The 14,355-nt window shown below is 34.5% G+C and carries 12 protein-coding genes; 7 read left to right on the top strand and 5 right to left on the bottom strand.

The annotated features are described in order from the left end of the window. The first annotated feature begins 17 nt into the window (after positions 1–17). On the top strand, positions 18–398 hold the full coding sequence (locus C4F50_RS16525) for a RidA family protein (protein ID WP_194139762.1): 381 nt from the start codon (positions 18–20) through the stop codon (positions 396–398). Here the strand turns inward: C4F50_RS16525 and C4F50_RS16530 are convergent. The 5 genes from C4F50_RS16530 to C4F50_RS16550 all read right to left on the bottom strand — a co-directional run bounded on the left by C4F50_RS16530 (position 379) and on the right by C4F50_RS16550 (position 8,639). Further along, on the bottom strand, positions 379–753 hold the full coding sequence (locus C4F50_RS16530) for a methylglyoxal synthase (RefSeq protein ID WP_194140293.1): 375 nt from the start codon (positions 751–753) through the stop codon (positions 379–381). The genes C4F50_RS16525 and C4F50_RS16530 overlap by 20 nt on opposite strands. 10 nt (positions 754–763) lie before the next feature. Beyond that, positions 764–1,615 (bottom strand): N-acetylglucosamine kinase, encoded by an 852-nt coding sequence (locus tag C4F50_RS16535; protein ID WP_194139763.1) that lies wholly within the window; start codon positions 1,613–1,615, stop codon positions 764–766. A gap of 122 nt (positions 1,616–1,737) precedes the next feature. Further along, a complete protein-coding gene (gap, locus tag C4F50_RS16540) occupies positions 1,738–2,742 on the bottom strand; it encodes a type I glyceraldehyde-3-phosphate dehydrogenase (RefSeq protein ID WP_035683135.1) in 1,005 nt (334 codons plus the stop codon). A gap of 90 nt (positions 2,743–2,832) precedes the next feature. After that, the gene (gene pfkA / locus C4F50_RS16545; RefSeq protein WP_194139764.1) at positions 2,833–3,819 is read right to left on the bottom strand and encodes a 6-phosphofructokinase; all 987 of its coding nucleotides are present in this window, start codon (positions 3,817–3,819) and stop codon (positions 2,833–2,835) included. Between the two features lie 308 nt (positions 3,820–4,127). Further along, positions 4,128–8,639, bottom strand: a complete 4,512-nt coding sequence (locus C4F50_RS16550; RefSeq protein ID WP_228012064.1) for a translocation/assembly module TamB domain-containing protein — start codon at positions 8,637–8,639, stop codon at positions 4,128–4,130. Positions 8,640–8,846: 207 nt separating this feature from the next. Between C4F50_RS16550 and tsaD the strand changes: the two genes are divergently transcribed. The 6 genes from tsaD (at position 8,847) to C4F50_RS16580 (ending at position 14,355) form a co-directional block, all read left to right on the top strand. Then, the gene (gene tsaD / locus C4F50_RS16555) at positions 8,847–9,863 is read left to right on the top strand and encodes a tRNA (adenosine(37)-N6)-threonylcarbamoyltransferase complex transferase subunit TsaD (protein ID WP_194139765.1); all 1,017 of its coding nucleotides are present in this window, start codon (positions 8,847–8,849) and stop codon (positions 9,861–9,863) included. 3 nt (positions 9,864–9,866) lie between these two features. Next, a complete protein-coding gene (locus tag C4F50_RS16560) occupies positions 9,867–10,571 on the top strand; it encodes a 16S rRNA (uracil(1498)-N(3))-methyltransferase (protein WP_194139766.1) in 705 nt (234 codons plus the stop codon). Between the two features lie 163 nt (positions 10,572–10,734). Further along, positions 10,735–11,373, top strand: coding sequence for a DUF4159 domain-containing protein (locus C4F50_RS16565; RefSeq protein ID WP_194139767.1), 639 nt, complete (start codon positions 10,735–10,737; stop codon positions 11,371–11,373). Positions 11,374–11,383: 10 nt separating this feature from the next. After that, positions 11,384–11,881 (top strand): TrmH family RNA methyltransferase, encoded by a 498-nt coding sequence (locus C4F50_RS16570; protein WP_194139768.1) that lies wholly within the window; start codon positions 11,384–11,386, stop codon positions 11,879–11,881. A gap of 313 nt (positions 11,882–12,194) precedes the next feature. After that, entirely contained in the window at positions 12,195–13,154 is a 960-nt protein-coding gene (locus tag C4F50_RS16575; protein WP_194139769.1) for a zinc metalloprotease, read from the top strand. 109 nt (positions 13,155–13,263) lie between these two features. Then, on the top strand, positions 13,264–14,355 hold the full coding sequence (locus C4F50_RS16580) for an AI-2E family transporter (protein WP_194139770.1): 1,092 nt from the start codon (positions 13,264–13,266) through the stop codon (positions 14,353–14,355).

The following is a 14,355-nucleotide window of genomic DNA, read 5'->3' on the forward strand; positions in this document are numbered from 1 at the left end:
GAATAAAACTAATTATTATGAAAAAAATCATTTTTACCGACAAAGCACCAGCTCCTATCGGTCCGTATAACCAAGCTGTATTATCTGGAAATACGCTTTATGCTTCTGGACAAATTGCAATTAATCCATCATCTGGTGAATTGGTTACAGAAAATATCCATGATGAGACGCATCAGGTAATGCAAAATATAGCTGCCATCTTAGAGGCTGCAGGAATGACATTTGAGAACGTTGTAAAGTCTACAATCTTCATTATGGACATGAACAACTTTGGCGCAATCAATACGATTTACGGTTCTTATTTTAACGAAAAAACCGCTCCAGCTCGTGAAACGGTTCAAGTGGCTTGCCTGCCAAAAAATGTTAATGTAGAAATTTCTATAATCGCAGTGCAATAGCATCTAATAATAATTGTGCCGTTGCTTCATTGGTTGCCAGCGGCACATTATGTACATCACAAACACGAATCAGCATATTAATATCTGCTTCATGCGGATGGCTCGACAGAGGATCTTTAAAAAAGAAAACCATTTGAGTAATCCCTTCTGCTACCCTGCCCGCAATCTGTGCATCACCTCCAAGCGGTCCCGACAGCATTCTTTGAGTTTTAAATCCCGCAGCTTCTGCCTTTCCCCCTGTGGTCCCTGTACCAATCAGCCTTATTTTTTCATTGTGCAAAACGGCTTCATTTTTAATCAAAAAATCAATTAAATCTGCCTTTTTGCCATCATGAGCAATAATAGCAATTTCCATAAAACCAGAACTATTGATTAGCGACATGATAAGCAATTAATCCATCAATAGGTCTTCTTAATACATTCCCTAATTGAAGTTCATATTTATTAAACGTCTCTTGTAATTCTTCTTTTAAATAAAAGGCAATAGAACCTACAAAATGTACCGGTACTTCTTTGCAGTTATCAAATTGTTTGATGTAGTTCTTAACGAAAGATTTCATTCCTTTGAAGATAATTTTTCTACAAAATTCTGTGTCTTTGTGTTTGATTAAAAACTTAGCAAATGTTGCTAAATAAGCATTTGGATTTGGTTCTTTGTATAATTTATTCTTGATAAAATCTGCATCAAGATTATATTCTTTTTCAAATTCTACCGCCAGTTCTTTTGGCATTTTATTGAAGTAATATTTTCTGATCAATTCTTTTCCGAAAACATTTCCGCTGCAGTCGTCCATAGCAATATAACCTAAAGACTGTACTTTTTGATGCAATACTTTTCCATCAAAATAACTGCAGTTTGACCCCGTTCCTAAAATACTCACAATTGCTTCTTGACCTTTTGGAGTCGTTGCATAAACTGCCGCATAAGTATCTTCGTGAACTTCTACAATTGCATTTACAAAAAATTCTCTAAAGATTTCTGTCAACGCTTTCTGCATTCTTTCAGTACCGCATCCCGCTCCGTAAAAGAACAAGTGAGTTGCATTATTTTTATTTTGTAAGATATCAAAACGGTCACTAATTCTAGCAATAACTTCTGGACCGTCAAGAATTTCAGGATTTAATCCTAAAGTTTGTGTCGTGAATAATACTTTTCCATTATCATCAATTGCAATCCAATCGGCTTTAGTAGATCCACTATCAACTATTAATTTCATTTTTTTTTGTTTTTGGATTAGTTCTTCTTTAATAAGTGTACTTTATACATTAATTAAAGACATAACAAAATAAGAAAATCCCGTTACTTTTCGATAACGGGATTTTGTAAAAATATAAAATATTATTTCAAACCTGCGATATGCACAGATAAATCGATCAATTTACTTGAGTATCCGTACTCATTATCATACCAAGATACCAATTTGAAGAAAGTAGAGTTTAATCCGATTCCAGCAGTAGCATCAATGATTGAAGTTCTTTTGTCAGAAATAAAATCTTGAGAAACAACTGCATCTTCAGTATATCCTAAGATTCCTTTTAATTCATTTTCAGAAGCTTTTTTCAAAACTGCCATAATTTCTTCGTAAGAAGTTTCTTTTGCAACTTTTACAGTTAAATCTACAGTAGAAACGTCTGCAGTCGGTACACGGAAAGCCATACCCGTTAATTTACCATTCAACTCAGGAATAACTTTTCCTACTGCTTTTGCAGCACCTGTAGATGAAGGAATAATATTGATTGCAGCAGCACGTCCACCTCTCCAGTCTTTTCTAGAAGGTCCGTCAGCAGTCATTTGAGTTGAAGTAGTTGCGTGAACAGTTGTCATTAAAGCCTCAACAATTCCGAAGTTATCATTGATAACTTTAGCTAATGGAGCTAAACAGTTTGTAGTACAAGAAGCGTTAGAAACAACTACGTCAGAAGCTTTTGCTGTTTCGTGGTTAACTCCCATTACAAACATTGGAGCATCTGCAGATGGAGCAGAAATAATTACTTTTTTAGCACCACCTTTAATGTGCTCATTTGCAGTTTCAATAGTTGTGAAGATACCAGTACATTCTGCAACAACATCAACATCAACTTCATTCCATTTTAAGTCAGCAGGATTTCTTTCTGCAGTAATACGGATGTTTCTTCCGTTTACATATAGTTTTCCTTCTTTTACTTCTACAGTTCCATCAAAACGACCGTGAACTGAATCATATTTTAATAAATAAGCTAAGTGATCAACGTCTAACAAGTCATTGATTGCAACAACTTCTACATTATCTCTATTGAAAGATTCTCTAAAAACGATTCTTCCGATACGTCCAAATCCGTTTATTCCTAATTTTACTTTTGACATTTTACTAAATTTTTGTTTTTGTTTTATTACACTAATTCAAAGTCTAATTTCCTCACAATAAACTTCTCCCTTTTTTAAACTTTATATGGTTTATGTCGACATAATGTCTGACACTCTTAATAATTCTCTATCAATTTCTGATTTCCCTTTGATAGCCTGTTCAAGCGGTGTTAAAGTCACTTTATCTTCACGAAGACCAACCATATAATTTGATTTTCCTTCGATTAAAGATTCAACTGCTTTTACTCCTAAACGGCTGGCCAAAACACGGTCAAAACAAGATGGTGATCCCCCGCGCTGCATGTGTCCTAAAACAGAAACTCTTACATCGTACTCAGGCAGATTAGCTTCAACGTAATCTTTTAATTCGAATACATTTTTACCAATTTTATCTCCTTCTGCAATAACTACTATACTAGATGATTTTCCTGAAGCTTTACTTTTTTGAAGTGAATCTAACAAACGGTCTAAACCTAAATCTTCTTCAGGAATAAGAATTTCTTCGGCTCCTGCACCAATTCCGGCATTTAGAGCAATATGACCCGCATCTCTACCCATAACCTCTACAAAGAACAGGCGGTTATGTGAACTTGCAGTATCACGAATTTTATCAATACAATCTACTACAGTATTCAAAGCCGTATCGTACCCTAAAGTAAAACTTGTACCATAAATATCATTATCGATTGTCCCTGGAATTCCCATTACTGGAAAATCATATTCTGCATTAAAAATTAATCCGCCGGTAAAACTTCCGTCACCACCAATAACAACCAAAGCATCAATCCCAGCTTTCAGAAGATTTTCATGAGCTTTTTTTCTACCTTCTGGAGTTCTAAAATCAACAGAACGAGCCGATTTTAAGATAGTTCCTCCCTTGTTCACAATATTATTTACACTTCTAGGCCCCATTTCTTTGAAGTCTCCTTCAATCATTCCTTGGTAACCTCTATAAATTCCGATGCATTCTATATTATGGTATGCGCAAGTTCGAACAACAGATCTTATTGCCGCATTCATTCCAGGTGAATCTCCTCCCGAGGTAAGAACACCTACTTTTTTTATTGTTTTTGGCATTATTTAAGTATTAAAGTGTAAAATTAGCAAACATTCAGCACTTCTCAGGTTACAATTATCATAAATTAATAAAATATGTTAAATTCAAACGTTTTCGTTAATAAGTTTTTTCTATGAAAAAATTTCATTAAAAATAATAAAACGCTATTTTTTTGATTAAATCGTCAAAATTAACAATACCCTATTGAAGTGTTATAAAAATAGAATTTCCCGCTCACTTGGAAAAATCTGAAAACGGCCCTAAATTTAGCACAAAAAAAACCATTATGAGAATAATGGTTTTATAAATAGCTATTTTTAACAAAGTGTTAATAATCATTGTCTGGAATAAGCCCTTGATTATTGGATGGTTCTTGCTTTTTCTTCTTTTCTTCTTCTTTTTTCTTTTTCTCTTCCTCTTCTTTGGCTTTCTTTTTATTTTTCTCAGAATCTTTCTTACTAGAGAAATTCACAAAATCAGGATTTAGATACGAATCCGGCAGATCATCATTAGAGCTTTTTCCTGCTTTTTCTATTTTATGATTTTTAAAAAGTTTATTAACTAATTCGCTGAAAGTGTCAAAATCAACCTCATACGAAATACCAACTCCTTGTGTATAACCAATTCCCTGCCCTATATAACTGATATCATTTTCTTTATTAAACAATCGCAGGTTCATTGTTCCATCTTCATTGACACGGTACAAGACCTCAATATCTCCCACAATGGCAGATTCATTTACACCACCCACCGGTACACCCAGTTTACCATTAATAGTGATACGTTCATTGACCTGAGAAGAAATATTAGCCTGAAAACGTCCGTCGGCTTCCTGCCCCATTCTACGGTCGGCTGCACTATAGGTAAAATCAACATTTACTTTATCATTATCTGATTTTACGATACCGCCAAATAAACTGGAAACCGTTTCTGATAAGGTACCAGAGAAATCTCCCTGACTGAATCCGTCTGTACTCATAAACGAACCTGTGGACAATAAATACAACGCTTGTGTCTGACGAATGTCTTTATCATCAAGCTTATATTGAATTTCTGATTTTAGCACATTACTAACAGAAGGGAACTGAATATCAAAATTAGGTTCTGGACTTGCTAAATCCCCTCTTAATCCAATTACCACTTCTACAGGAACTTTTTTATTGAATGAAGAAGTATTATCTAAAAGCACAGCAGGATTGGCATTTGTTTTATAAACTGCTTCCAGATTCAACTGGGCACGCATGGGGTTTCCTTCCCAAATAATAGAGCCTCCTTTTTTAACCGAGAATTTTTTATCAATAAGTCCGCCGTATTTAAAATTATACGTTCCTTCGTATGCCTGGAAATCTCCCCACATATTAAATTTACCAAGCGTATTAATCTTAAATAAAAGCGATCCGTATCCTTTTCCTTTCATACCATGACCAGAATTTCGATCGAGAATAACCTCTACCTCGGCATCCGGCGTAATATCAAAATCAAATTCCAGCTCAAGGCCATTATAGTTTCGTGTTTTCTCTACAATTCCGTTGGCTAGATTGTATTTTTCTTTTGGTGTAACAAAATGAATCCAGCTGCTTTCTCCAACACTTTGTGTATTGTTAATTGGAATTTTGACTTCTGTACCTTTTTCAGATTTTGCATCAACCTTAATAAAAAGACTTTCAACAGGCCCTCTTATGCTCGCAGAACCGTTTATAAATGCAGTACCAAAATACGCCGCATCTTCACTGTCTTTGGTATCAAGTGCCAATAATCTTTTCGAAGTAATATTTAAATCAAGTTTCCAATCACCAAAATTATGATGCTCAATACTTCCGTTCAACAAACCTTTTGTACCGTATTTAGTATCGGTAAGCTGATTATTTCTAAACAAAAACTTTTCGTTAGTTAAATCGATAACCGTTCTGTCGCTCAATTCGTAATCGATATTAAGATACGGAATAGTCATACCCGCTTTTTCTACATACAATCTTCCGTTGATCTCTGGCTTTTTCAGATTACCAACTACTGCTGCGTTTCCAGAAACCGAACCGCGGATATTAGACAAAACATCGCCGCCAACTGTTCCTAAAGTAGCCAGATTAAAACCTTCAAGTTTCAGATTCATATCCAGCATTGTTTCTTTATTTTCTACCGCAAAAGTTCCGTTTGCTCTAAAGGATTCTGTAAATCCGTTTTGGATAGAAGAATTTACAGTGAATTTTTTAAAGCTTTCGTCTCCGGAAATATCAAAGTTCAGCGTTCCCAATTCGATTTTATTCAAATTAAGATGGTCAATTTTTATAGAAGCTGTGGGCTGGTATACACTCTTATTCTGTTTGTAATTGACACTTCCGTTCAAATTACCATTAAATACAAATTTAGAATTGAGCGGTGTAATTTTATTAATATCAACATCTTCAAAATTTAAGACGAGATCTTTGTAATCACTGCCTTTTATGACACCATTTAAATCAATTTTCTGATTTTCGTGCGACAAGACAATATTATCAATCGTAAAATTTTTAAAATACTGGTCAAAAATAATTTGATTGTCTTTTTCTGCATCTTCGTTTAAATACCATAAATAGTCCTTAAACTTCATTTCAGACTTTTTAATTCCGACAATGTTGTTTTTATTTTTATCTATAGTATGATACAAATCAAGATTAAAATAATCTTCACCTTGATTACCGCCCTTAAATTCAGAACGTACAAACAAAGTATCTTTTGCCGTAACATTAATCAAGTTGAAATCGCGTATCTTATAGTAAGGCGTTTTGATACTGTCCAATTCGATATAAGCATTATAAAGCGCATTTTTATTATCGATATTGATACGGATATTGTCAAAAGTATTTTTGGCAGCGGTAATTTTCTGAGATCTGAAACGGAATTTGAATTCTTGCAGATCTGAATCGATTTTTCCTCGTACAACAGTGGAAGAATCAATATTGATTTCCGGATAAAGCATTTCGACCACTTTATCGTAAACATGAAAATTAAAACGGAGAAACTGTCCTTTTTTAACCTTATAAGGTTTATAGTTGGTATAAAGACTTCCGACAGAATTCATTACCAATTTATCTAGTTGCGCAAACTGAAATTTACCTACGATTTTTCCGTTAACCACATCAGAAGAATTTATGGTTATCGTTCTTAGTTTGTTTTCGTCAAAATTAGAATTAATGCTTACTTCGTCAAAAACATAAGTCGATTTTGGATTTTGATAAACAGCATCTTTAATGTACACAGCTCCCTGCAGGTTTTCTATAGAATTTCCTGTAACCTGTACTACGGCATCTCCTGTAAAATGAGATATCGAATCTGAAACAAATTTTAGTTTTCTAAGATCTGAGTTTTCTATATTAATATGAAAATCATAACGATTTTCTCGTTTGCTCAAATCAACCAAACCGTCAAAAGTAAGATTTAGATTGGGATCGTTTATTGCAATTTGTCCTTTATAATACGGCAGTTTAAAGTTTCCGTTTACTATTATATTATTATAGGTGTATTTGTTGTAATCTAATTTTGCAATATCCCCTTTAATAATCGTATTCAAATACTTTTCTGTAAAGCCAACTCCGTCAACATCTAGGTTTAAAGTTGTTTTACCAAGATCTTTTCGAGCCAGAACGGCACCGATATTAAAGTTATCCAAAATAATATTTCCCGAATAAGAAGCTTTATCAATAAAATCCATATTATTCATATGAAGTTCTACTTGACCGTTTCCTAAATCGGTTCCCATTTTAAAAGTCGTTTCTAAGGCCGTTACCGAAACTTTTGCTTTTCCGACGATATTAAACTTCCCAATTCGTTTCATTTCTTTCGGCAGTTTTCTGCCTAGAATTCCAGGAAGCAGGACCACCAAATTATCATAACTCGAAATCAGTTTGTCAAATTTACCGTCCATAAAGAACTTTTGTTCTTTGGTGCCCAGAAGGTTTTTAAAATTAATTGTTCCGTTAATTTTAGAACCATTAGTATCGCTTAGTCTTAGTTTATTAAGCGTTAAATCGTTTAGCGGTCCTGTAAGTTTGGTTTTAATTTTAAAATGCTGGTTTTTTCCTAAACCATCGTAAAAATATCGAATATCATTTGATCCGATAGAAGCAGAATCCATTACTACATTAAAGCGGACTTTATCTGTAAAATGAAGAAAATCCCCTGGCTTATAATTTAATTCTGCCAGACCGTAAATAGACGATCGTTTCGTTTTAATGGCAAGATTCTCTACTTTAATCTGTTTTTTAGTATAACTAAATTTCCCTGCAAAATTAGAAACATACAAACCGCGGTGATCCTGAAAAGAAAATCGGTGAATATTGGTATTCACATCTGGCCCATAAAGTTTAAAATCACTGATATAAGCATTTAATTTTGTGAAATCTAAGAATTTGGGAGTCGTTTTATTTTCATCAATTACAGTAAATCTTCCTTTCTCTATGTAACCGTTTTTTGCCGTCAATAAAAAGTGTTTGTCTGATTTTTTTCCTTTTTGATCGGATTCAAAAGCTTGGACAAACTTATTCATATTGTTTTCGTCCTCGCCTTTGTAAGTTTTGAGATTAAAAATTAAGCCCGTAAGGCGAAGGTCGCCAAAAATCAAATCACCATCGAGGAGTCTGCTAAAGCTGGCAATATCGGTTGTAATAATATCCGAATAGATCAACGTTTTTTTGTGATGATCGCGAATCAGTACGTTTTTTAGTTTGACACCGCCAAAAATATTAATTGCCGTTTTCTCAACGCTGATATCAACATTAAAATCTTCATTTAAGGAATTGGTAACATAATTGGCAATCTGAGTCTGAACCACAGGAAGAGACAAGATGATAGCAAGTACCAGCAAAAGTAAAAGCAGCCCGAGTAGGGTTCGTGATATTATTTTCTTTACTTTTTTGATAGCTGTTTTAATTTTAGTTTTCTTTTAATTTATTTTGAACAGACAAAGAAGGACTGTTTTTGATAAAAATTCTTTAATTTTGGGCACTGCTTCTATCAAAGATATTTCTAAAGATTTGACTTGTCAAATATAATTCAAAATTTGTGCCTTTATATGCAAAATTCAGAGGTTTTTATTCTTGCCATCGAAAGTTCCTGCGATGATACTGCTGCCGCGGTTTTACATAACGACAAAGTATTGTCAAATGTTGTGGCCAATCAGTTAATTCACAATCAATACGGCGGTGTGGTTCCAGAACTAGCTTCCAGAGCCCATCAGCAGAATATTGTACCCGTGATAGATGCTGCACTTCGCAAAGCAAATGTACAAAAAGAACAGCTAAGTGCCATTGCTTTTACACAAGGTCCGGGACTTATGGGATCTTTATTGGTTGGAACTTCTTTCAGTAAATCGTTATCACTGGCTTTAAATGTGCCTTTGATCGCTGTTAATCACATGCATGCCCACATTCTGGCTCATTTTATCGACGAAGAAGGCTATGATAAACCTGAATTTCCGTTTTTAGCCCTAACCATTAGCGGCGGGCATACACAGATCGTAAAAGTAAACAGCTTTTTTGACATGGAAATTATAGGCGAAACTACCGACGACGCTGTTGGAGAAGCTTTTGATAAAAGTGCTAAAATCTTAGGACTGCCTTATCCCGGCGGACCGCTGATTGATAAATATGCCAAAGAAGGAAATCCGAAAGCTTTTGCTTTTACCAAACCAAAAGTTCCTGGTTTAGATTTTAGTTTTTCTGGTTTAAAGACGGCTATCCTTTATTTTATTCAAAAAAACAAACAAGCGAACCCTAATTTTATTGAAGAAAACCTCAATGATATCTGCGCTTCTATTCAGCATACCATTATCGAAATTTTAATAGACAAGCTGAAACTTGCTGTAAAAGAAACCGGCATCACGCAAATTGCTATTGGCGGCGGTGTTTCTGCCAATTCGGGAATTAGAAAGCGTTTGACTGAAAACCAATATGGCTGGAAAACTTTTATTCCGAAATTTGAATACACTACAGATAATGCTGCTATGATCGGAATTGTGGGCTATCAAAAATATTTATCCAATCGTTTTGAGACTTCTGCTGTGGTTTCTAAAGCAAGAATTCAATTTTAAATCATGCAGTTATTTTTCAATCCAAACATAGACGCCAATACCCAGAGTTTTTCTTTTGACAAAGAAGAAAGCCGTCACATTATTAAAGTTTTACGAAAAAAAGATGGTGATATTCTTCAAGTCACCAATGGTTTTGGTTTACTGTTTGAAACTCAGATAACCTTAGCGTCAGATAACAAATGTACGGTTGAAGTACTTTCTATAAAAAATGCTGAAAAACCAAAATTTCATTTGCATTTAGCCGTGGCTCCCACTAAAATGAACGATCGTTTTGAATGGTTTCTGGAAAAAGCTACAGAAATCGGAATTCAGGAAATAACACCTATTTTCTGCGATCGCTCTGAACGAAAAGTAATCAACAAAGACCGTTTCGAAAAAATTATCCTTTCGGCAATGAAACAATGTAACGAAACGTTTCTGCCTAAATTAAATGATGCTGTTTCTTTTAAAGAATTTATCAAGCAGCAAAATCAAGGTTTAAATCTGATTGCACATTGTGAAGAAACGGATAAAAAGTCGTTGAAACAAGTCTTAAAACCAAATGAAAATGTGACTATTTTAATTGGTCCCGAAGGAGATTTTTCTGAGAAAGAAATTGCATTGGCATTAGAAAACAGCTATAAACCTGTAACTTTAGGGAATACGCGTTTAAGAACCGAAACAGCTGCTGTTGTGGCTTGTCATAGTGTTGTTTTTTTTAATGAATAAATTATCTGATTTGATCATTTCAAGAGATCAAATTAACTCAAAATTGTCATTTCGACGAAGGAGAAATCTATGCTTGACAGTAGATTAAACACAATCGTGTGATCCTGAAAAAACAAAGTATGACCAGAAAAAAAGTTAGAGAAAATACCAAATAATTAATTACATGAAAAAAATAGTACTTTTGTTTTTATTGATTTCTGTTTCTTCATTTGCACAAGAAATTGCTTTGCTTAAATACAGCGGCGGCGGTGACTGGTATGCCAATCCTACTTCATTGCCAAATCTGATTAACTTTTGCAACAGCAACATTAACACCAGAATAAAAGCAAAACCATCTACTGTTGAGCCGAGTAATCCAGATTTGCTTTCGTATCCTTTTGTGCATATGACAGGACATGGAAATGTGGTTTTCAGTGATGCAGATGTTACCAATTTAAGAAATTATCTAACAGCCGGCGGTTTTCTGCATATTGATGATAATTACGGAATGGATCAATATATCCGCAAAGAAATCAAGAAAATATTCCCTAATAATAGTTTAGTTGAAATTCCTGCCAATCATCCTATTTTTCAAAAACCTTTCCCTTTTCCGAACGGATTACCCAAAATACACGAACATGACGGAACACGTCCGCAGGCGTTTGGAATTTTTGTAGACAATAAATTGGTGCTGCTCTACACCTACGAATGTGATTTGGGCGATGGATGGGAAGATGCTGAAGTGCATAACGACCCTGCAAATGCAAGAGACAAAGCCTTAAAAATGGGCGCAAACATCATTAATTATATCTTTACCAATTAAAATCCAAACAGTGCAGCTTACTCACGAAGAAAATCAATTTGAGAGAAGAACTTTTCCGATTACTTTAGTTTGTGATCATATTTACTTTCAGCAGAATATTGGTTCTTTATTTAGAATTTCTGAAGCTTTTGGAGTGGAGAATATTATCTTTTTTGGGAAAGACATTCCGCTTACACCGCGCAAAATCAATAAAACTTCAAGAAGCACGCATCTTCATGTTCCTCATACTGTAATCGAAAATTTTACAGAACTTCACTCCTATCTTACTACCAATAATTTTGAAATTATTGCTTTAGAGATTGCTTCAAACAGCAAACCCTTAAATGAAGTTGTTATTCCAGAAAACAAAAAAATTGCACTTTTGATCGGAAGCGAGATCAACGGAATTTCTGACGAACTTTTAGAAATTTCAAATCAAATTGTTCACATCAATATGTTTGGTAAAAACAGCAGCATGAATGTTGTTCAGGCGGCGAGTATCGCACTGTACCAAATCACTTCATTTTAGCCCATTTTGTTGAAGGATGCTTCAACAAAAACACCTCTTCACACGCAAAAAATAAACTTCAAATTTGCATCAAACTGGTTTTCAATCGATGAAATGCAAATAAGACCGTCAAAATGCATCAAAAAAAAATAAAATATAAGAAAATACTGCTTAATAATTTTAACTCAAATTTTGTAGGAATCAGCATTTGTAAGGGTTTGTAATTTTCTCACAAATAATTCTTTGTAAAAATTTTGTCACAAAAAAATTTTGTTATAGAATTGCTTAAATATTTAACTAAACAACATTTTTGTAACAAAAAACTCGAATTATTATGAAAAAAGTTATTATTTCCGCATGCATTGCGTTAATGCTTTTCGCGTGCCAAAATGATCAATCTGAAGCTGTAAATTCAGATAGTGCTATTGCTTCTCGACGTGAATGTGCTTCGCAGGATGTTTTAAACGCCCAGCTTAAAGCAGATCCGTCTTTGGCCATTCGTATGAATGAGATTGAAGCTTTTACAGCAAAACATTCTCTAGGCAATTTTACGGGCCGTCTGGTAAATGGCAAAATTGAGATCCCGGTTGTCGTAAATGTTCTTTATAGAACTACTGCCGAGAATATCTCCAATGCTCAAATTCAATCTCAGATTGATGTTTTAAACAAAGATTTTAATGCCTTAAATTCTGATTACAACAGTGTGCCGGCTCTTTTCGCGGGAGTTAAAGCCAACATTGGAATCACCTTTGTTTTGGATCAGGTAATCCGAAAATCAACAACCAAAACTTCTTGGGGAACTAATGATGCTATGAAAAAGACAGCTCAAGGCGGTCTTGCTCCTACTTCTCCAACAACAAAACTTAACATGTGGTCTTGCGTAATTGGAGGCGGTATTTTAGGTTATGCACAATTTCCCGGCGGAGCTTCTTCTACAGATGGAGTTGTAATTGACCCAAAATATTTTGGTCTTTCTGGATCGGCAAATGCGCCTTTTAACTTAGGAAGAACGGCTACTCACGAAGTAGGACACTGGATGAATCTGCGTCATATATGGGGAGACGCATCATGCGGCAGTGATCTTGTTTCTGATACGCCAACGCACAATGCTGCAAATTACGGCATACCTGCTTACCCGCATTACAGTACTTGTTCTGGAACACCTGTAGAAATGACCATGAATTACATGGATTATGTTGACGATGCTGGAATGTATATGTTCTCTACTGGACAGAAAAACAGAATCGCAGCGATTTTTACAGCCGGAGGAGCAAGAGCTTCTTTTGCACAATAAGCGGTCACAATACCACCAGCCAAAGCGAGATGAATTTCATCTCGCTTTTTTTGGTTTATACTAAAAATTAAAAAAGGTTTTCGCTATATTTAGGGTCTAAAATAAAAACATGATCACATCAAAAACAATTTCAAACGGAATTTTAAGGGCTTTGGCAACAATCTTAATTATTGGGGTTGTTTTATATTTTTTGTATGAAATACAAACCGTAATTGTTTACTTGTGCATATCACTGCTGTTGTGTTTAATTGCCAATCCACTGGTATTGTTTTTACAAAATAAATTAAAATTCAGCAATTCAATGGCGGCCGCCACAACCATTATCTTATTTATCTTTCTGATTGTGGGCTTTATATTGTTGTTTGTTCCTTTAATAATCTCACAGGCCAATAATTTAGCACTCTTAGATACGGCGCATCTTCAGACTAAATTTATGGAGACAGAAAGACATCTTGAAGAATACTTTAATATTCAGCATATTGATTTAAATAAAGTTATAAAAGACTCCAAACTTACGTCAGTGCTGGATTTCAGTTATTTTACAGGATTTATCAATTCGATAATCAATTTTATGGCCAATATGGGTATGGGATTGGTATCAGTATTTTTTATCACGTTCTTTTTTATTAAAGATCAGGCAACTTTTAAAGATCAGGCCCGAAGAATACTTCCAGATTCTAATGAAGACAAAATAATAAATTCTATTATCAAAATAAACCATCTGCTGACCCGCTATTTTATTGGTTTATTATTGCAGTTGATTGTAGTATTTATTCTCTATCTGATTGTTTTAATCATTTTCGGAAATAAAAATGCTTTTGTAATTGCTTTTTTATGTGCCATTTTAAACATCATACCGTACTTAGGACCAATTATCGGCACTACTCTGGCGGGAATCTTAACGATGATCAGCATGATCGGACAAGATTTTCAATCAGAGATTCTGCCAACGACAATTTACGTAATAGTTGGCTTTTTATTAGTGCAGGCTATTGACAATAACATCAGCCAGCCTATAATTTCGTCAAAAAGTGTAAATTCGCATCCGCTGGAAATATTCTTAATTATCTTAATCAGCGGTATTACGTTTGGAATTGTCGGTATGATTATCGCCGTTCCCGTCTTTACCATGATTAAAGTAATTTTAAAAGAATTTTTTCCAGAAAACAGAATCGTCTCCGTATTAACAGAAAGAATATAG

This window comes from Flavobacterium hungaricum (assembly GCF_015182285.1).
Lineage (GTDB): Bacteria > Bacteroidota > Bacteroidia > Flavobacteriales > Flavobacteriaceae > Flavobacterium > Flavobacterium hungaricum.

Excerpts from the sequence above, each read along its gene's own strand:
- C4F50_RS16525 (WP_194139762.1), top strand. The coding sequence starts at position 18 with ATGAAAAAAATCATTTTTACCGACAAAGCACCAGCTCCTATCGGTCCG.
- C4F50_RS16530 (WP_194140293.1), bottom strand. The coding sequence starts at position 753 with ATGGAAATTGCTATTATTGCTCATGATGGCAAAAAGGCAGATTTAATT.
- C4F50_RS16535 (WP_194139763.1), bottom strand. The coding sequence starts at position 1,615 with ATGAAATTAATAGTTGATAGTGGATCTACTAAAGCCGATTGGATTGCA.
- gap (WP_035683135.1), bottom strand. The coding sequence starts at position 2,742 with ATGTCAAAAGTAAAATTAGGAATAAACGGATTTGGACGTATCGGAAGA.
- pfkA (WP_194139764.1), bottom strand. The coding sequence starts at position 3,819 with ATGCCAAAAACAATAAAAAAAGTAGGTGTTCTTACCTCGGGAGGAGAT.
- tsaD (WP_194139765.1), top strand. The coding sequence starts at position 8,847 with ATGCAAAATTCAGAGGTTTTTATTCTTGCCATCGAAAGTTCCTGCGAT.
- C4F50_RS16560 (WP_194139766.1), top strand. The coding sequence starts at position 9,867 with ATGCAGTTATTTTTCAATCCAAACATAGACGCCAATACCCAGAGTTTT.
- C4F50_RS16565 (WP_194139767.1), top strand. The coding sequence starts at position 10,735 with ATGAAAAAAATAGTACTTTTGTTTTTATTGATTTCTGTTTCTTCATTT.
- C4F50_RS16575 (WP_194139769.1), top strand. The coding sequence starts at position 12,195 with ATGAAAAAAGTTATTATTTCCGCATGCATTGCGTTAATGCTTTTCGCG.
- C4F50_RS16580 (WP_194139770.1), top strand. The coding sequence starts at position 13,264 with ATGATCACATCAAAAACAATTTCAAACGGAATTTTAAGGGCTTTGGCA.